The organism is Fimbriimonadia bacterium, from assembly GCA_039961735.1.
Taxonomy (GTDB): Bacteria; Armatimonadota; Fimbriimonadia; order Fimbriimonadales; family JABRVX01; genus JABRVX01.
Window position 1 is genome coordinate 1 of record JABRVX010000077.1, and the last position, 19,188, is coordinate 19,188.

General features: G+C 61.6%; 16 protein-coding genes and 1 tRNA gene. 3 read left to right on the plus strand and 14 right to left on the minus strand.

What is annotated here, in order from left to right; translation table 11 throughout:
* Together HRF45_13995 and HRF45_14000 are read right to left on the minus strand one after the other, a co-directional pair.
* Positions 1-583 (minus strand): hypothetical protein (locus HRF45_13995; protein MEP0767632.1); only part of this gene is annotated, 583 nt, incomplete at its 3' end.
* Between the two features lie 71 nt (positions 584-654).
* Positions 655-2,133 (minus strand): PQQ-like beta-propeller repeat protein, encoded by a 1,479-nt coding sequence (locus HRF45_14000; GenBank protein MEP0767633.1) that lies wholly within the window; start codon positions 2,131-2,133, stop codon positions 655-657.
* A gap of 355 nt (positions 2,134-2,488) precedes the next feature.
* On the opposite strand from HRF45_14000, the gene HRF45_14005 reads away from it, so the two are divergent.
* Positions 2,489-2,562, plus strand: a tRNA-Gly gene (locus HRF45_14005).
* 114 nt (positions 2,563-2,676) lie between these two features.
* Complete coding sequence (rmuC, locus tag HRF45_14010) at positions 2,677-4,059, plus strand: DNA recombination protein RmuC (protein ID MEP0767634.1); 1,383 nt, start codon at positions 2,677-2,679, stop codon at positions 4,057-4,059.
* An 18-nt stretch (positions 4,060-4,077) separates the two neighbouring features.
* Here the strand turns inward: rmuC and HRF45_14015 are convergent, their stop codons facing one another.
* Together HRF45_14015 and HRF45_14020 are read right to left on the minus strand one after the other, a co-directional pair.
* On the minus strand, positions 4,078-5,691 hold the full coding sequence (locus tag HRF45_14015) for a transporter (protein MEP0767635.1): 1,614 nt from the start codon (positions 5,689-5,691) through the stop codon (positions 4,078-4,080).
* 205 nt (positions 5,692-5,896) lie between these two features.
* Positions 5,897-6,217 (minus strand): hypothetical protein, encoded by a 321-nt coding sequence (locus tag HRF45_14020; protein MEP0767636.1) that lies wholly within the window; start codon positions 6,215-6,217, stop codon positions 5,897-5,899.
* A 218-nt stretch (positions 6,218-6,435) separates the two neighbouring features.
* Between HRF45_14020 and HRF45_14025 the strand changes: the two genes are divergently transcribed.
* Positions 6,436-7,671: a cation:proton antiporter gene (locus HRF45_14025; protein MEP0767637.1), complete on the plus strand. Its 1,236-nt coding sequence runs from the start codon at positions 6,436-6,438 to the stop codon at positions 7,669-7,671.
* A gap of 48 nt (positions 7,672-7,719) precedes the next feature.
* Here the strand turns inward: HRF45_14025 and HRF45_14030 are convergent, their stop codons facing one another.
* The 10 genes from HRF45_14030 to HRF45_14075 all read right to left on the minus strand — a co-directional run bounded on the left by HRF45_14030 (position 7,720) and on the right by HRF45_14075 (position 19,049).
* Entirely contained in the window at positions 7,720-8,097 is a 378-nt protein-coding gene (locus tag HRF45_14030) for a VOC family protein (protein ID MEP0767638.1), read from the minus strand.
* A 107-nt stretch (positions 8,098-8,204) separates the two neighbouring features.
* On the minus strand, positions 8,205-9,053 hold the full coding sequence (locus HRF45_14035; protein MEP0767639.1) for a sugar phosphate isomerase/epimerase: 849 nt from the start codon (positions 9,051-9,053) through the stop codon (positions 8,205-8,207).
* The gene (locus HRF45_14040; protein ID MEP0767640.1) at positions 9,050-10,507 is read right to left on the minus strand and encodes an NADH-quinone oxidoreductase subunit N; all 1,458 of its coding nucleotides are present in this window, start codon (positions 10,505-10,507) and stop codon (positions 9,050-9,052) included. Before HRF45_14040 ends, HRF45_14035 begins: the two co-directional genes overlap by 4 nt.
* Complete coding sequence (locus HRF45_14045) at positions 10,500-11,417, minus strand: hypothetical protein (GenBank protein ID MEP0767641.1); 918 nt, start codon at positions 11,415-11,417, stop codon at positions 10,500-10,502. The genes HRF45_14040 and HRF45_14045 overlap by 8 nt, the downstream gene beginning before the upstream one ends.
* A complete protein-coding gene (locus HRF45_14050; GenBank protein ID MEP0767642.1) occupies positions 11,414-13,048 on the minus strand; it encodes an NADH-quinone oxidoreductase subunit M in 1,635 nt (544 codons plus the stop codon). Before HRF45_14050 ends, HRF45_14045 begins: the two co-directional genes overlap by 4 nt.
* Before the next feature lies 1 nt (position 13,049).
* Positions 13,050-15,128, minus strand: coding sequence for an NADH-quinone oxidoreductase subunit L (nuoL, locus tag HRF45_14055; protein MEP0767643.1), 2,079 nt, complete (start codon positions 15,126-15,128; stop codon positions 13,050-13,052).
* A 3-nt stretch (positions 15,129-15,131) separates the two neighbouring features.
* Positions 15,132-15,467, minus strand: a complete 336-nt coding sequence (gene nuoK / locus HRF45_14060) for an NADH-quinone oxidoreductase subunit NuoK (GenBank protein MEP0767644.1) — start codon at positions 15,465-15,467, stop codon at positions 15,132-15,134.
* Positions 15,468-15,980, minus strand: coding sequence for an NADH-quinone oxidoreductase subunit J (locus HRF45_14065; protein ID MEP0767645.1), 513 nt, complete (start codon positions 15,978-15,980; stop codon positions 15,468-15,470). It lies immediately after the preceding gene.
* Positions 15,977-17,203 carry an NADH-quinone oxidoreductase subunit NuoH gene (nuoH, locus tag HRF45_14070; protein ID MEP0767646.1) on the minus strand — a complete coding sequence of 409 codons (1,227 nt, stop codon included), beginning with the start codon at positions 17,201-17,203 and terminating at the stop codon, positions 15,977-15,979. Before nuoH ends, HRF45_14065 begins: the two co-directional genes overlap by 4 nt.
* Before the next feature lie 454 nt (positions 17,204-17,657).
* On the minus strand, positions 17,658-19,049 hold the full coding sequence (locus tag HRF45_14075; GenBank protein ID MEP0767647.1) for a M20/M25/M40 family metallo-hydrolase: 1,392 nt from the start codon (positions 19,047-19,049) through the stop codon (positions 17,658-17,660).
* Between the last annotated feature and the right edge of the window lie 139 nt (positions 19,050-19,188).

Sequence of the window (19,188 nt, forward strand, 5' to 3'; positions counted from 1 at the left end):
GCGAACTGCCTGTCCAGAACATGTCACCCGTCTCGAACAGGATGCCGGGGGCGCCGAACCGAAACCGATTCGGGCCGAACACCTCCAGCGTGACGTTCCGATCGTTTAGCCATAGGTCATAGCCCGCATTCGCGTCGTTCGGGTCGGCACTTATCATCACCGCGACATCGCCGCGGGCGTTGACCTTGAACCAGCTGGACTGATAGCTCATGCCCCACTTCTCCGCGACGTAGTCTGTCTTGTTGCGAAAAGCATGGCCTCTCCACTTTCCTTCTGCATCGTAGAAGTACGCGTGGAACCACAGGTTCCCATCGGCCATGTAACTTCCCCCTACAACGTTGTGGCGACCCACGAACATGTCGGCTGTATAGTTCACTCCGTCTACATAAAGGTCGTAGGTCCTTTCGCGATCCGGCAGCTCAGGGTCGTCCTTGGTGCCCCCGTACAGGATGCGCCCGTCGTCCATCAGCCAAACCCAGGGCGTATCGGTAAACCAATCCAGCTTCCGATGAAGGTAGCGGGGCTGTGCGTCCGCTAGGCAGACCAACACTGTCACCGAGAGCAGCGCTAACACAGTTCGCATGGTGATTACCTCTCTGTCGTAGGTGGTTCCAGGCGGCTCGGCGATCCCGAGGCCGAGCCGCCCATCACGATCTACTGGTCAAAGCCCCACACGGCGATTACGTAGCCGTGTCTCTCCAAAGGCGGCGGGTCTCCTTCTCGGACGGGTACTTGTCGCGTGCCGACCAGGATCGTCCCGTCGCGCATCATCGCGACGGAGATGAGGTCGGTGCGGCGGATGTTCTCACGCCACTCCTGTACGAGTTGCCCTTGGTCGAGGACGAACTTGTGCAAGTACCCGTTCTCCTCCGACTGGAAGAGAGCCAGGAAGTTGCCTTGTGCATCCACCGCAATGCACGGCGTGGCATCGGTGTTCGGCGTCTCCTGATTCACCGAGTCGTCTGCGACGAACAATGTCTGGGCAGACCCGGGCGGACCAGACGCCTTCAGAAAGATGCCGTTCTGTACGTCCTGACCGCCCTGCATCTTCGCATTCGTGCCGACGTACACATAGCCGGCAGGGTCTACTACGGGTGAACCCTCGACCGGCCCGAGGTAATGCGTCGCAGTCGCGGCAACGTGCCAGTAGTCGTACGGCTGACCGTACTGGTCCTCCCTCACCGCCCACAGCGTGCCGGACTGGTTGCCGGGGCCGCCGGTGTAGTCCTTCGTGCCGACGTACACGGTCCCGTCTGGGCCGATGCATGGCGAGGAGAACAGCTTGGACCAGTTGTCTTCGTTGCCAGGGTCGAAGTCGGGGTCGTAGCGCCACACGATTTCGCCTTGGGTACCCAAGTCGCGGATCTTGTACAGTCGGCCGTTGGTTCCACCGACTGCGGGCCTTGCTGCAAGGTATAGAGCGCCGCCGGCGGCCAGCGCCGGAGTCGAATGGTCAAGACCCCAGTATTGGTCGCGCTCCAGCTGCCAGGCTACCGTGCCGTCGGAGTTGACCGCCGCCAGGCGGCTCGGGACCTGCGGGTTGCCACTATGCAGGGGGAAGTACATCCGGCCCGAGGCCGTCACGGCGGGGCAGGTCTGCTCCAGCCAGAAGCCGGTGAACTGCCTTTGCCACAGAACCTCGAAGGTGGGAGTCGGACCGGGTACGTCCCTGATCGCATAGACCGTGTCCCCGCAGCCGAAGACCACCATGTAGGGGGCAACTGGCGGGCCGTCCAGGTCGCCTCCCACCGAGTCCTCCTGCTGGTTGAACACGCGGAGAACTAGAGCCGGAGTTCCGGTCACCACGCCCTTGCCCGTGTCGAAGGTCCACCGATGGGTCCCATCGGAGCCGTTGAGGCAGAATACACGGCCTGCACTGGTGGGCACGTATACCAGATTGTCGCTGCCAACCACGATGCCGGACTCCACCGTTTCGCCCAGGAGCCATCGTTCATGTTCGGCGGGATCGTCGCCGAAGATCCAGCGAATGCGGTCTTGTGTGTACCCAGAAGCCTGCGACTTCACGCCGATGCCCGAGTTCCGGTTGTCATGCGCCCACTTGGGCCATGGAGAGTTGGGATCGAGCTGCGCGTGCGCGCACAGCGGAAGGAGAAGGAAAACTACCCCCCGCACAGCAGGGCTAGGAGCGAGGCCAACCTTGAGACATTCTGCATTTCGGGTCCTCCTTCGCGGGTCCCGTATCGCGCCGGGTCGCAGCGCGGCCTACCTCCGCGTCCCGAACGAATCCTGCGACCGCAGAGTGCGCGCCCGTCGCTTCGCCCCGGCACGTTTGCCGGGACACCATCCGATACCATGATAACACAGGTTTGCGGATATGGCAAGGGACTCGCGAACTTGGTCGCTTCCAGCGCCATGTAGCCGCGCTCAGCTAGGTCGGTGTCCTGCTTGGCCGGCGGAGACGAGGGCTTCCGCGATCGAGCGCAAGGCCCGACCGAGCCCGTCGGCAGAAGGTAGAATAGGCCGCGAAGCGGGCGTAGCTCAATGGTAGAGCCCCAGCCTTCCAAGCTGGTCACGTGGGTTCGATTCCCATCGCCCGCTCCATCCTTCGCACACTCGGCCCCACGCTCACCGGGCAAGCCCGTCCGCCTATAGCCGGCGTGCGAGAGGACCTCACCCCGCGCGGCGGCGAACCTACGTACGACGGGAGGCAGGAACATGGACACGGTTTCGCTACTGGTCGGCGCCGCCATCGGCATTCTTCTTGGGGCCGTTATCGGCTTTCTCGTCGGCCAGTCACGCGCACAGGGAGAACGCCGCCAAGCGGAAGAAAGAGCCGCGAGGGCCGAGGCAGTCGCCGACGAGGTGCGCAAGCAGATGGAGGAGGAGAAGGCGTTGCTCGCGCAGGCGGCGGAGCAGTACACCAACACCTTCAAGGCCATCGCAGGTGACGCCCTCCGCGAATCCCGACAAGACCTGCTCAGCGCCGCCGAGGAGAACCTGACGAAGGTGGCGGAGACGCTCAGAGGCAGCGTAGAGAAGGTCGTCGAGGTTGCGAAGGGCGATTTGGAGAAGCGGCAGGAGGCAATCGGTGGGCTGATCAAGCCGGTTGAAGAGGCGCTGAAGGGCGTCAAAGAGTCCACCGAGCAGATGGAGCACCGGCGGCAACAGGCATTCGGGGGACTGGAAGAGCAACTCAAGAACCTGGCTGCGATGCAAGAGACGCTCCGCACCGAGACGCGCAACCTCTCGACTGCACTCCGTCGCCCCATCGTGCGGGGGCGATGGGGGGAGGCTACGCTGCGAAATCTCGTCGAACTCTCTGGCATGTCGAAGTTCTGCGACTTCGACGAGCAGGTCTCGACGGACACAGAGGAGGGGCGCCTGCGCCCGGACATGCTGGTGCGACTGCCAGGCGAGCGCATCGTCGTGGTGGACTCCAAGGTGCCCCTGGAGGCCTACCTAGACGCCACGGAGGCCACCGATGACGAGATCGCGAGGTCCCACCTTGCCAGGCACGCGCAAGCCGTGCGCAACCACATCGGGCAACTCAGCTCGAAGAAGTATCAGGACCAGTTCGATCGGACCCCGGACCACGTCGTGATGTTCATCCCCGGGGAGTCGTTCTTTGCGGCGGCCTTGGAAGCAGACAGGGATCTGATCTCCTATGCCACCGCGCGGAAGGTGGTGCTGGCAAGCCCCGGTACCCTGCTCATGATGCTTTCCACCGTGGCCTATATGTGGCGACAGGAGAAGATGGCGCGGAACGCAGAGGAGATCAGCAAACTCGGACAGGCGCTGTACGACCGTGTGAGTGTGCTGGTGGAGCACGTCGGCAAAATTGGCAAAGCCCTCAACAGCGCCGTGACGGCCTATAACGACTCCGTCGGGTCGCTGGATAAGCGTGTGCTGCCCACGGCACGGAAGTTCCGGGAGCTCGGGGTGCAGGGGAAGGAGATCGAGCCTCTGACGCCCATCGAGACGTCGCTTCGGCCAATCACCGCGCCGGAGACCCTGGCGCTCGACGAACCTGCAGCTCCTCCAGAAGTCAAACCCGAGCAAGAGATTGGCTCAGACTTCGGTTCGAGTGGAGAGGGATAGGGAACAGCGACTTGGAACCTACCTCAGCAGCGCGGCGAGGACTTGGGCGAGGACGATCTTGGTCAGTGTCGCGGAGGCGTACACCGTGGCATAGCCGACATTCGGACGGTCGCTCTTGGTTTGCTCCTGCGCGAACGCCAGCACCGCGGGCTGAGTCTGCACCGCAGCCATCATGCCGAAAAGCGTGGACTGAGGGACGCGAAGCACTCGCGAGCCAATCCAGAGAAACAGCGTGGCGGTCGAGAGGGTCACGAAAGCGCCGAAGGCCAGCACCGTCCACCCCTCGCCTTGGCGCATCGTCTCGAAGAACGCGTACCCCGACCGAGTGCCCACCGCGGCCAGAAAGAGGACCAGGCCAATCTGACGCAGCGTCAGGTTGGCGCTGTAGGGGATCTGCCACACGATGGGTCCAGTTCGGTGCAGTGCACTGAGTGCGAGAGCAACCACCAGCGGTCCTCCCGCAAACCCCAATTTGAAGGTGAGCCCGCCGCCGATTGGGATGGGCAGCGAACCGAGGACCAGACCCAAGGCAAGCCCCAGCCCGAACGACAGGATGTCTATCTCGCTGAGCGCCCGATAAGAGTCGCCGAAGAAGCGGCTGACCGCATCCATGTTGGTCCGTTCCGTTAAGACACGAACGCGGTCACCCAACTCGAGCACGGTGTCGGCAGTCGGCAGAAAGTCCACATCACCCCTTCGCACACGCGTCACGATGGCGTTCATGCGCTGCGGTAGCTGCAGGTCGCCCAGCCGCTTGCCTGCCGTCTCGGGGCTGCTGACGAAGATGCGCCGGTAGTCAACGAATGAGCGGTCGAGCAGAAACTCGGTGGAAACGGGTTCACCTAGGATACGAATGGCATTTTCCGTGTCCTCCTCGGTACCGAGCACGCTCAGCAAGTCGCCTTCTTGCAGAATATGGTCGCCGGTAGCGATTGCAGTCCTGTCTCCGCGCTGCAGCCTACCGAAGACCACCTTGCATTGATGTTCCGCAGAAACCTGTGCGATAGTCTTGCCGAACACCTCGGGATTCGACACGCCTGCCGCTCGAAGTACCAGGTTCGGGGCAGCCTCCTCTACTTCTGGTCCGTGACGCCTGACATGGGCGGAGCGAAAAAGCGACACCACCAAGATCACCCCGAGTACGCCGATGGGATAGGTGATGGAGTAACCGACCACCGGATCGTTGGCGTTGGGGCTGTCCTTCAGCGTCTCGAGCACGGCTGCGAGGGCCGGCGTATTCGTAAGGCTGCCCGTGAAGGCCCCGACTGCAACCGGACCGCTGAGCCCGAGCAGCGCGGGCGCCGCGACCACGAGCGCCGCAGCTGCCATCAAGACCCCTACGGTGAGTAGGTTCGCAGCGATTCCGCGTCGGTTGAGCGAGCGTACGAAACTGGGCCCGCTGCTAAGCCCGATGGTGTACACGAAGACGGTCAAGCCAAGTAGGTAGACCACCTCGGGCAGCCTCAAATCCGGATGTAGCGCACCGACACCTAGACCGACGAAGAGCACCGCCGCGATACCGAGGCTGCAGCCGGCGATACGCAGCCGACCCAACGGATAGCCGATACCTGCTACCACGAACAGCAGCAGGATCGGGTTTTCGGCTAGATATGCGACGGCATGTTCGAGCATGTTCCTACGAGCGCTTAGTATGGCAGCAGGACGTGACGAGTGGTTTCGCCGTCCCGGCGATGCAGCTAGGACCGACGGGACCTGGAACTACACAGACCGGTGATGGGTGGGACGCCGGGATTGCGTAGCCTCGGGTTCCGGGCCTCCGGTTACGGGGGTCTCGACGTGGCCGAGGACGTGGTGTACGGGTCAGCGATCTGCGACCTTATTCTGCGGTCGAACTAGTCTGCGAGCGCGCGAAGTCGGCGGCCACTCTGGCTCGGGCTCGGGCCTGGATGGGCTTGCCCTGCTCGTCTACGACCGCGACGCCGCCGCCAACGGGCTGGGTACGCCACGCAAGGGCATGGCGGAACTCCTCTCGTCCCTCCCACAGGTACGGCACCGGCAAGAAGCCTGCCCAGAAGATGCGGTACAGCCCTTCGGGGGAATAGGGATCGGGGATGGACGCCTCGATTTCCTCGATCACCGCGCGTGCCTCGGTCAGCAAGTGCTCCTTGCGCCGGGCGACCTCACGGTTGCGTGCCATATCTTCGACCTCGCCACCCGCACGTGCGTTCCTTGCAGGCCCTGCGTGCTCTCCGCGTGATAGTTCGAGCATTGCCAGGCGAAGGCCCAGGGGACTTGATTGCGTAGCTCCCCGCCAAGCAGAATCCAGCGTTGGGGATGGAGTCCCCCTCAAACGCCGCAAGTCCGGCTGATGGCTCCTACTGCATACTGACCAGAGGTCGAATACCGGAGGAACCAATGCTGGACAATTTTGCCGTTGCGACCATTTGGCTCACCCTAGCCGTTCTCGCCACCGCCATCGCCAGCGCTGTTCGCCTCTCGATTGCCCTCGTTGAAATCACTGTCGGCGTCGGCGCAGCTGCCGTGGCGACGCACTTCTTCGGGGAAGGTAGCCTCCGAGCCGACGAGGAGTGGCTCAAGTTCGTCGCCTCCTCGGGCGCCGTCCTGCTAACCTTTCTTGCTGGCGCCGAGCTGGACACGCACAGCCTTCGCACCAAACGCTGGGAAGTGACACTCGTTGGGATGGTAGGTTTTCTGGCTCCCTTTCTCGGATGTACTGCCATCGCCTACTTCCTGCTAGGGTGGGACCCTCGGGCGAGTTGGCTCGCAGGCGTGGCCCTGTCAACCACATCAGTGGCAGTCGTCTATGCTGTCATGATCGAGTATGGGTTCAACAAGACGGAGTTCGGGAAGGGCGTATTGGGTGCGTGTTTCGTGAACGATCTCGGCACCGTCATAGCGCTAGGGCTGATCTTCGCCCCCATGGACTATCGCACGGCAGTGTTCGTTCTAAGCTGTGTGCTCGCGTTCTTCTTTCTGCCGCGCGTCACCCAGAAACTGACCGACCTGTATGCCTTTCGGACTGCGGCCATCCGCACGAAGTGGGTGCTATTGGTGCTGTTCGGACTCGGCACGCTCGCCTTGTGGTCCGGGAGCGAAGCCGTACTGCCTGCTTACATCGCGGGCATGGTCTTGGCAGACACTCTGCCACGCGATCACTTCTACATGCGTAGGCTCCGGACCCTAACAGTCGGCTTTCTGACACCCTTCTACTTCCTGCGAGCTGGGTCTCTCGTCGCATTGCCCGCACTCTTGCAGGCGCCTTTAGTGTTTCTTGCTCTGCTAGCAGCCAAGATGGTAACCAAGACGCTGGGGCTATACCCGATGATCGGGAGATTTCGTGAGCACCAAGACGAAAGGTGGTACTACACGCTCCTCATGTCCACCGGCCTCACCTTCGGGACCATCTCTGCACTGTTCGGTCTTACGCACGGCATTGTGACGAAGGAGCAGTATTCGTTCCTGGTGGCGGCGGTTATCGCCAGTGCCGTGGTACCGACGATGATAGCGAACGCGCGCTTCCTTCCCAGCCACCTTGTCACTGCCCCACCCGTTGCCGATGAAGAGCTGATGCAGCTCGAGGAGGCTGCCCTGCAACACGGCAACGGCCCCGAGAGCGGACAGCAGCCATAGGAGGACACGCACCGTCCCGACTGGCGTCGGGACGGTGCCTCGTTCGTGTTACTGCGATAGAGACTGCGCGAACATCAGCAGGTTGCCGTCGGGATCGCGGAAGTTAGCGAGCTTGACCATGTCGGCAATCGTCCGGACGTCACCATCGAGCGGTACGTTATGGTTTCGGAGCGATGCCACGGCCTGCTCCATGTCTTCGACACCGAAGACCAGCGTGGTTCCGCCGGGCTGAATGGGTTCGTCTGCGGACTGGCTGAGGCCGACTGTGACGCCCTCGATATGCGTCTTCATCTCACACCAGCCCATTTCCTCCATCTCGTAGAGTAGCTCGAAGCCGAGCACACTGCCGTACCAATGTGCGGACTTCTTCATGTCGCGCACCGTGATGGCGCAGGTGACCTCGGGCCGGAACCGGATGCTGCTCATACTTTCCCCCTTTTGCGGATGAGCCTCTTGGCTCTGCCGTGCGAGCCAGTCTACCACGGAAACGCCGCACCCAGGCATCCAGTCTGCTCTCGAAGGTATGGAAGAATCTACTTCGGCACGAAGCGGCGGGCGTTCGCCACACTGCGCTCGACGCCCGTAAAGGGGTCTTCTTCAGCTTCGTACTCGATGTTGAGAAAGCCCTGGAAGCGCACAGTCTGCAACGCACTAACACACCCACCGAGGTCGACGTCACCCTCGCCGATGGCAGTGCCACCGAAACGCTTGTGGTGGATCGATTCGTAGTAGTGACCCTGGTAGTCGTCCGGCAGCGCCTTGAAGTCCTTGAAGTGCATCATGTAGGCATAGGGTGCAACATCTCTCACCGCTTCGACGCTGTCTTGATGGACCAGCATGAAGTTGCCTGTGTCAGGATTCGCTCCGAGAGTGTCATCTCCGGTGGCGGCGCGCACTCGCTCTATGATGTCACGCACCTGGTCGCTCCTACCCGCTAACAGCCCGTGGTTCTCGAGTGCGAGCTTGATACCGAGCGATGTAGCGGCCAGCGAGCACTCAGTGAGCCCCTCCACGATCCAATCGAGCGCTTGATCGAAGGTGATACCCTCTATCGGGCTGCCCGCGAAAACGCGTACCACCGGTGCTTTTAGTCGCTTGGCATTCATTAGTTCGTCGCGGACCTTGTCCACCTGTGCGCGCCGCGCGCCCACATCGGCATTCACGAAGTCGTTACCTGTCGAATACACGCAGCAGGGAAGACCGCATTCGTCCAGGGTGGCGATCGCTTCAGGAAGCTCGCGTCCCACGTCCTTCCAGAAGTAGTCCAAGAGTTCTACACCATCCACGTCCAAGCGCTTACACTCGCGAATGAACCCATTCACATCCATACGACCGTCCTTGAACGCACGGACGTAGCTCCACATCGAAAGACCTAGCTTCATGATCCACCTACCATGGGCATCGTGAATAGTCGTTGGAGCGAGCCTGCGGTGAGACCCACATAGATGACGCCTGCCGCACAAGCCAGCGTTGCGAGAGCGAGCCCAGCGCTCATCGCCGGTGGCCGGGTGCTCTCGACCAGCTCTTCCTCCACGTACATAGATAGCACCAGCCGCAGGTAGTAGTACACGCTGACGATGCTATTGACGGCAAGCACGATGGCGAGGCCGATCATGTCCGTGCGTAGAGCCGCAAGGAACAGGAACCACTTGCCCCAGAAGCCTGCGGTGGGCGGGATACCCGCCAGCGAGACGAGCAAAACTAACAGCATTAGCGCGGCGAACGGCGCGCGCTTCCACAAGCCGCGCAGGTCGCCGTACGAGCTGCTCTCCTTGCCTCCGCGAGCGGTCAGCCCCACGACCGCGAAGCTCCCCACCGTCATCAGGCTATAGGCGACCAGGTAGTACACCACCGCACCCACGTCACCCGCCAACACGCCGACCAGCATGTATCCGGCGTGAGCGATGCTCGAGTAGGCAAGCATGCGCTTCACATCGTTCTGCGCCAGCGCCCACAGGTTGCCGAAGGTCATCGTCAGCAACGCCAACGTGGTAAGGATCGGCGACCACACATCCTGCAAGGGGACGGCTGCCCCGAGCACTCGGATAAGTGTCACGAACGCTGCGGTCTTCGCCACTGCGGCCATGTAGGCAGTCACCGAGGTCGGCGCCCCATGGTATACGTCCGGTGTCCACCAGTGAAACGGCACGAGCGCAGCTTTGAAGCCGAGACCCACCAGCATCAGCGTGATGCCAGCGGTGAGGAAGATCCGGATGGACCGATCACCAATCATCCATGCAGTGGCAATGTCCTCCAGCCTGCTGGTGCCGGTACCCCCATAGATCATCGCCATGCCGAAGAGCAGGAAACCCGAGGCGAAGGCGCCTAACAGGAAGTACTTGATTGCGGCTTCGTCCGACCGCCGATCTCCCCGACACATGCCGCTTAGCACGTAAAGTGCAACGGAGAGCGTTTCCAACCCGAGGAACAAAACGATGAGGTCGGTGGTGGACACCATGAGCATCGCGCCTGCGGTCGCCCATAACGCCAGCGGATAGAACTCTCCGTAGTTGGCCTTGCGCTCACGTAGGTAGGCATCCGCGAACATCACGCTGAGTGCGGTCGCTCCGATGAGCAGTAGATTGGCGATGACCGAGAGCCTGTCGTGTGTCAGCGCACCCGCGAAGGTGGTTGCATCGGGTCGAGCCCACGACAGCACCGAGAAGTATGCCGCCGCGCCCAAGCCAGCGACCGACAACCATGCGTGCATCACATGGTTTCGGTGCGGAACGAACAAATCCCACAGCAGCACGATTACACCCGTTCCGACCACTACCAACAACGGTAGCAGCAGCGGCCACTCGATTGAGGGTGGTGGGAACAGAGTGCTATCCACGAGCCGCCTCCGCGATGGCGTGTAGCAGGTGCTCCGGTGTGTCCTCAGGCACGCTGCAGCCCGGTGCCAGTATGAAAGGCGTACCGCGCATCCAGTCGCGTGCCTCTCGCCCCTCCGCGATGATCTCCTCAGGCGTTCGTTCCTTGATACGCGTCTCATCCAGCCCACCCATCAGGCAGCCTGTATGTTGCTTGCGAATCTCGGTGAGCGTCGGTCCTGCGGCACGGTCGCTCCAGCATATCACGTGCGCGGGGAGCCCCAATGCATATTCGAAGTAGAGCCGATCGTAGCTGTGAGGGTGCAGGATGTTCAGCCAGCCAGACGATGCTGCCTCCAACACCTCACGGTCGTATGGTAGGAAGTGTGCCTGATACTCCATCGGACGTGCCATGTCGGACGACGCGCCGTGCATAGCGAAATAGATGCCGTCCGAGCCAACCTCCATCAGCGCGCGCACGAATGAGACTAGCGAATCCGTGATCGCCCGAAGCCCATGATGTACTTCGTCTGGCGCCTCGCGCAGATGATCGAGAAGTCTCTCGCCGCTGATGCGGTGGGCGTAACGAAAGGTGTTGAAGACGGTGTTGACCACGGGAACGTCCTCGCCTCTCATCGCGTCGACAATCCTGCGCACCGTATCTACCTGTAGGCCGAAGTTACCTTCGCGTCCAGCCATCGAGCGTAGTTTCGCCCAGTCCGCGACCTCTGTAACACGCTCAGACTCCTCGTACTCGATATCGTGCATCACCTTGAAGATGTCTGGCTGGTACTTCCGGAAGAACGCCAGTTCGGCCTCTGCCATGTTGGGACCTGCAGGCGGCGTTAGGTGGAAGTGGTACCAGAACGTGAAGGGAGTGCGATCCGGCGTGCCACCAGCCAGCACCGCACGCACCCTCTCGCCATGTGTCATTTTGCGCTCACCTCTCCTAGTTGTGCGAAGACTCCGGCTCGTAGCTCGCCCTCCCGCGTCACCGATTGCTCGGCGTCCGACCAAACAGGTCGTTGCCCTTCCGGCCGTGTCACCTGCAATCGTAGGGCTTGGACAGAGACCTCCATTTTGTCGGTCAGCGTCTTCGGATAGAGACCTAGCCAGAAGACGAATACTACCAACGAGGCCAAGATGATTCGCTCGAACCACTTGATGTCGGACAGGGTGTGGTTCTTCGGGTTCTTGTTAGGGCCTAGGAACACTTTCTGGAACATCCACAGCAAGTATACGGCCGCCAGAATCACACCGCTAGCAGCAAGTGCCGCCATCCACAGGTGCATGCCATACAGCCCCTTGATTGCCGATTGGAACGTACCGAGCAGCACCAGGAACTCGCCGATGAAGCCGTTCATACTCGGTAGCCCCACGCTGCTGAGCATGAAGATGAGGAAAAACGCAGCGAACACAGGCATCTGCGCCTTCAGACCGCCGAACTCGGTGAACAGCCGTGTGTGCCTACGCTCGTACAACATACCTACCAAAAGGAAGAGCGCGCCCGTGCTAATGCCGTGGTTGACCTGCTGGAGCATCGAGCCTGTCATGCCCTGCGCATTCAGGGAGAAGAGACCGAGGGTCACAAACCCTAGGTGGCTAACCGACGAGAACGCCACCAATCGCTTCACATCCGTCTGCACGGCGGCGACGATGGCTCCATACAAGATGGCGATTACCGACAGCACCATGATGAGCGGAACCATGGATATAGTGGTATCGGGGAACAGCGGCAGGCAGTATCTGAGGAAGCCGTAGGCACCCATCTTGAGCAGTACGCCGGCCAGGATGACTGAGCCCGCGGTCGGTGCCTCGGTGTGTGCGTCGGGGAGCCACGTGTGGAACGGGAACATGGGCACCTTGACCGCGAACGCTATGCCGAACGCAAGGAAGAGCCATATGCGGATGGCAGTGTCGGGGACTAGCCGACCGTCCGCCGCCAACTGCTGCAGCAGAACCAGATCGAACGTACCGGCGCCCTCGGCCCTGCTGCTGTACAGGTACAGCCCCACGATGGCCAGCAGCATGAAAATGGACCCGGTGAACGTGTAGAGGAAGAACTTGATCGCCGCATACCGCTTGTTACCACTCCCCCAGATAGCAATCAGGAAGTACATCGGTACGAGCGTGGCTTCCCAGAAGACGTAAAACAGTACCAGATCGAGCGCGCAAAAAACTCCCAGCATGGCGGTCTGGAGCACTAGAAGGCAGATCATGTACTCCTTCACGCGTTCATTCACGTAGAAAGAGAACCACACAGCGAGAATGCCGAGGAACGCGGTGAGGAGCACGAGAAACAGACTTAGGCCATCTATGCCGAGGTGGTAGTAGATACCGTAGTCCGCCATCCACGGCACGCGCTCGACGAACTGGAACTGGAAGCGCGAGGCGTCGAAGGCGTGATATAGGGGCAGGGCAATGGCGAAATCCAGCACACACGCCGCGAGAGCCACCATGCGTATCAGCCACGTGTGCTTTCCAGGCACCAGTAGCAGAAAGAGTGCGGCAACGGCGGGCAAGAATACCACGGCTGTCAGGACGGGAACACCTGCGATTTCCATACTACCTCGCCACCGCCGAGAGAAAGACCCAGCCTATGATCACTACGACCCCGAACAGCATCGCCGCCGCGTATCCGCGCACGTAGCCAGTCTGCAGCGGCCGGATGGCATGTCCCACCGTCTCGATCAGCTTCGGGATACCGTTCACGAACACTTTGTCAATCAAGCCTGCGTCGAACCACCTCCACAACACTACCGCGAACCGTCCTCCTTGGTCCACGAAGGTGCGTGTGATCATCCCGTCGTACCCCCACTGTGCAAAGGCCTTGGCACGCCAGCCCTCGACTTCCACGCCCAGCTCTTGGTCCTGCGGCTGCACGCGATAGGATCGGATCGACCACGCGATGCCTACTACGGCGCCGAGAACGGACACGCCTGCCAACAGCCACTCGAGCGGCACGGACAGGTGTGCCGTGTGCGCAATCTCGGTAGCCACCGAGAAATGCGTGAACACCTCGAAGTAGTGTGGGAACGCGGGAAGGATGAAACCCCCGCCGGCCAACACGATGCCACCCACGACCGACAACAGAGCCAGAACGGCCACCGGGACCCACACGCACAGATAAGGCTCCTTCGGTGTGTGATGCGGATCCAGTTCGTGGTGGCTGTGCGCATCGTCGTGATGGTGTGTCTCGGGCAGCTTACGCCAACGCTCATCCTTCTGCACGAAGGTCATCCACATCATGCGTGTCATGTAGCTGGCGGTCAGCACCGCAGTTCCTAGGCCGATGGCATACAGTGCCCATGCGGCGTTGTCGCCGAACATGCCGCCGGCGCCGAAAACCTTGGCGAGAATCTCGTCCTTCGACCAGAAACCGGCGAGAGGGGGTATGCCCGAGATGGCGAGCCAGCCGCACACCATGCACGCGTAGGTGATTGGCAGGTACTTGCGCAGATTGCCGAACTTGCGCATGTCCTGCTCGTGCGCCATCGCCATGATGACCGCTCCGGAGCCGAGGAAGAGCAGCGCTTTGAAGAATGCGTGCGTCACCACGTGGAACATGCCCGTCGCGAATGCCCCCACGCCGCAGGCCAGAAACATGTATCCCAGCTGACTCACGGTGGAGTAAGCCAGCACCTTCTTGATGTCGAACTGCCCGAATGCCACGGTCGCGGCGAACAGCGCAGTGAACGCACCTACCACTGCAACGAGAAGCATCGCCTCGGTAGACAACTCGAACAACACGTGGCACCGGCTTACCATGTACACGCCGGCGGTGACCATGGTCGCAGCATGGATCAACGCAGATACAGGGGTGGGGCCGGCCATCGCATCCGGCAGCCACAGGTACAGCGGCCCCTGTGCGGACTTTCCCATCGCACCGATGAAGAGCAGGATAGGAATCCAGAAGACGGGATTGCCCAGACTGGGGTCGCCGAAAAACTGAGCCAAAACGTCGGGAGCCTCTTGCAGGATGGACCTGCCGCCATTCTCGGGTGACGCATAGAGTGATACGCTGCCGAAGACTACGAACACCAGAAAGATGCCGAGCATGAATCCCCAATCGCCCACTCGGTTGACGATGAACGCCTTGTTACCGCACTTCGCGTTGAACACGTCGCGGTACCAGAACCCGATGAGCAGGTAGGAGCAGAGGCCCACGCCCTCCCAGCCGACGAACATCAGCACCAAGTTGTTCGCCAGCACGAGCACCAGCATGAAGGCGATGAAAAGGTTGAAGTAGGTGAAGAACCGGGGGTAATCGTCGTCGTCCGCCATATAGCCGGTGGCGTAGACGTGTATCAGCCCGCCGACACCCGTCACCACCAGGCACATCACCACCGATAGCGGGTCGACCAGCACCTCGAAGGGCACGAGTAGTGGGTGGACGTCAATCCAAGTGAACAGCGTCTGTACAGCGTACTTGGCAGTCTCCGGAAGTGCCAACACCTTTTGCAGCAGAATGACACTGATCACGAAGCCGGCGGCAATCGGCAGCACCGCCATCGTCCCTAACAACCGCTTGCCCAGTGCGGCACCCAACCGATCCACCAACCATTTGCCGAGCATCGCCTGGAACAAGAAGCCGAGCAGCGCCAGCCCGGGAACCCACCAAACGATGGCGAAGGAGTCGTTCACCCGCTAGCCTCTCAGCACGCTCATATCGTCTACGTCGATTTTCTTGCGCACGCGGTAAATAGCCATAATGATTCCGAGGCCGACAGCCACCTCAGCCGCCGCCACTGCCATCACGAAAATCACGAACATGTGTCCCGTCAGCACCGTCTCCGCCAGGTTCGCGTTGGCCGTGGGATTGGGGTGGTGCCGAGCAAAGGCGACGAGCGAGAGGTTCACCGCGTTCAGCATCAGCTCGATGCACATGAAGACGACGATGGGATTCCGCTTGATAATGACGCCCAGCACTCCGAGCGTGAACAGGAACGCGCTGATTGTCAGGTAACCACTCAGTGGTACCAACTAGAGCCTCCTCTTTGCCAATAGGATCGAGCCGACGATGCCCACCAGCAGCAGTACACTAGTGATCTCGAAGGGAAGTGCCCACCGAGTGAAGAGGCCGCTACCGATGGCCTCTACCGTCGAGAGCGCCTCTCGTTGGGCGTCCGCCGCAAGGGTCCCAGTCTGGGTCGGCACGCGCAGTACCTGTGCCCACAGGATGCCCAAGAAAGCTACACACAACACGATTGCTGCACCGATGTGCAGGCCCGCCTTCTCTTCCAGGGCTTCCTCGGCACTCATCTGTAGCAGCATGATGCAGAACAAGAACAGCACCATGATGGCCCCGAGGTAAACCACTACCTGCGCGATGCCCAGGAACTGGCTTCCTAGGGTGAAGTACAGGATGGCGATGCCAAAAAAGTTCACTACCAGCGCAAGCGCGCTGTAGATGGCACGCCGCGCCACGATAACTGCCAGGCCGGAAACTGCGAGCAACGCAGCGAGGCAGACGAAGAGGACAATCTCTCCCGTCACTGGACCGGCACCGCCTCGTCGAAGAGTTTCACCTCGCGCGGTGCCTCCGGGGTCTTCGCCAGGAACGTTTGAAGCCAAAGGAACCCGATGGTGACTAACAGCGTCGCTAGGATTGCCGCGGGCCAACCGAACACCAACCAGATCGCTACCACCCACAGGTTCACTGCAGCCATCGGAAGCAGCACTTTCCAACCGAGCGCCATGAGTTGGTCATAGCGTAGGCGTGGCAGGGTGGCCCTCACCCAGATGAAGCACGAAAAACCGATGAACACCTTGAGCAGGAACCAAATGCCCGCGATCCAGCTGCTCTCGAGGAACTTCAGGACACTACCTAACCACGCAAAGGAGCCCCCGGCCAGAAATGAACCCATGTAGGTTAGGTTGATCGGCAGCGGCTGCCATCCGCCGAAGAACAACACCGTGTACAGCGCAACGAAGGTCAGGATCATCGCGTACTCGCCCATGAAGAACACCGCGAACTTCATCGAGCTGTACTCGGTATGGAAGCCTGCTACCAACTCCGATTCGGCTTCCGGCAGGTCGAACGGCGCGCGGTTAGTCTCAGCGATCATGCACACGAAGAACAGTGCCCCGGCCACGATCCCCCAAGGTGTTAGGATGTACCAGTTGTGCATCCAGGGCACCACGCCCCACAGCGGGCCGGCCTGTTCGGCGACAACCCTGGGCAGTTCTAGGGTGCCGCTACTCAAGATGACCGCCGCCAACGAGAACCCCATTGCCAACTCATAGCTTATGAGCTGTGCCGACGAGCGCAGCCCTCCGAGAAGGGAATACTTGTTGTTGCTCGCCCATCCCGCCAGAACCGTGCCGTACACGCCGAGACCCGTTATCGCCAGAATGTACAACACCCCGATGTTCGTGTTCGCCACGGGGGTCAGGTCGGGGTTCGGCCCCCACGGGATCGCAGCGAACACTGTGACGGCGGGAAGGAAAGCGATTCCTGGTGCAATGGTGTAGATGATCCGGTCTACGCCACGCGGGATGACCTCTTCCTTGAAGAACAGTTTGATCCCGTCGGCAATCGTCTGCAACAGGCCGTGTGGCCCGACGCGGTTCGGGCCGATCCGGTCTTGCATCCAACCGAGCAGCCGGCGTTCCCAAAGAATGACGAAGGGGATGCTGAGCAGCAAGACAGCAAGGGGAATGATGATCCGCACGAGCGCACCCCAAACGGGGTGCGCCAGCAAGGCCGCTATGTCCATCCGTGCCTTGTTCCTCCGTGCACAAAGGCATTGTACCTCTCCGCCGACCATACCACGCCGCAGGTTCTTCGGACCAAGGGCATAGGAAAAAGGAGATTCGGAGCCTTCGAGAGCACTTTCGGCCCACCAACTGCGATCTTGGCGACCCCTCTGCGCACGTTGTGTGACAGACCGAGCCGTACCGTGGCGTGGCCCTGCCGCGTGCGAGCAGCAGCGTGACGTCGGGTCGGAGAAACGTCACGCGGAGCGAGTGGAGGTGTGCTGAGTGCGCAAACGGGCAGTCTCCCTACGATTCCGGGGATTAGCGTGTTCGCGAGGTCTCCGTACGGGCGAAGGCTATCTCACGGGTCTGTTCAGCGCTTTCGGATGGAGGATTTCCCGCCAACGCGTCCCTCCACCGCACTCGCCGCCCGATGGCGGGTGGCGAAGTAGGAACGAGGGGCAGGGTGGTCCTTCAGGCCGGAGGGCCCAGCACCCAGTCCTTTTCGTTCAGAGCCTCCAGCAGACTGGCTTTCTCCATGTGCCGGCGTATCTCGTCTGCCGTCAGATGCCGCATTGGTGGCTCCGGAGAATCGGCCAGCGCCCAAAGGGTGGCCGCCGCCACCATAGCCGCACGGCACATCGCCGGCTGCGACACCTTGTCGAAGGTGTCTCCTGCGCTGTGGTAGTACCGCCCCGCATCGTTCGGCAGCTTCGCCATCAGACAGACCACGGGAACGCCCGCGAGCATGAACGCCTGATGATCCGAATGCAGGCCCGGCTCATACGCGAACTCCTCGCGCATTCCGACCGGAGCCAGCTGCCGCGCCAGGCCGCGCAGCATCGGTTCCGGCTCCTGGCGCATGGGCGTCCAGTACCCGTACGGGTCACCCGTCATGTCGAAGTTCATCACCGCGGTGTGTTTGGCCAACTCATCCCGGTGGGTCCGGGCGTACTCGTAAGAACCGCAGATGCCTACCTCTTCGGCGGCCCATAGGGCGAAGACGATGTTCCGCCGTGGCCGCTCACCCAGCGCTGCCAGTGCCCGTGCCGCCTCCAGCACGATCGCGCAACCAAGGCCGTTGTCCACTGCTCCCTGCGCCACGTCCCACGAGTCCAGATGCGCACCCGCCAGCACCACCTCGTCCGAGTCGCGCCCATCTAGTCGGGCGAGCACGTTGCGTGCCGTCCCCGTGCCCACTCGGTTGGTCATGCGTATCCGCACGCTCGGGCTCAGCCCGCTACGGATCTGGCGCAGCAGCCTCTCGCCGTCCTCCAATCCGATCCCGAGACTCGGGATCGGCGCGAAGTTGTCGGCACACACGCCGGTGCGCGGCAGTGGCCCCGCAGCCGAGGAATAGATCATCAGACCCGCCGCCCCGAACTCAGCAGCCAGCGCGAGCTTCTCGGAACGGTGCAGCGCGCGCTTGCCAGGTGCCGCTCCTTCGTCACACAGAGCGACCGCTCCCGGCACGCGTTCGCGCAGGCGCTCGAAGTCTTCTCGGTCGCCGTGCCCGACGTCCAGCACCTCGGCTTGCAGGTCGGCGGACGCGGGCGAGTTCCCGTGGGCGAGTGCGGTCAGGCGCCAACTGGACGGCCCGAGGACTTCCGCCTCCAGCGGTCCGCGCTGCCACACCGCGACCGGGAACTCCTCGAACCACACCCGGTCGAGTCCCCAGTCGGCGAACAGGGCCCGACTCCATTCCTCGGCCAGTCGCCCGCTCTCGGCGCCGGACGTGCGACCACCCACGGTGTCGCACAAGCGTCCGAGTTCGCAATAAGCTTTGGGGCGCCCGAAGCACTCGGCCAGAAGACAGTCGAGGGTAGATGCAGAGATGACGGGGTCGGGGGGAGAAGCAGCGTCCATGCCCTCAGATTATCTGCCCAGGCCGCGCTTCCTTCCAGCGTCCCGAAAGGTGACGGGGGGTTCGTCCTCTCGGCGATGTGCTCTTGGACGATGTGCTTGCAATAGAGGGGCCTTCTCTCTATGCCCTGGCTCGCGTCCG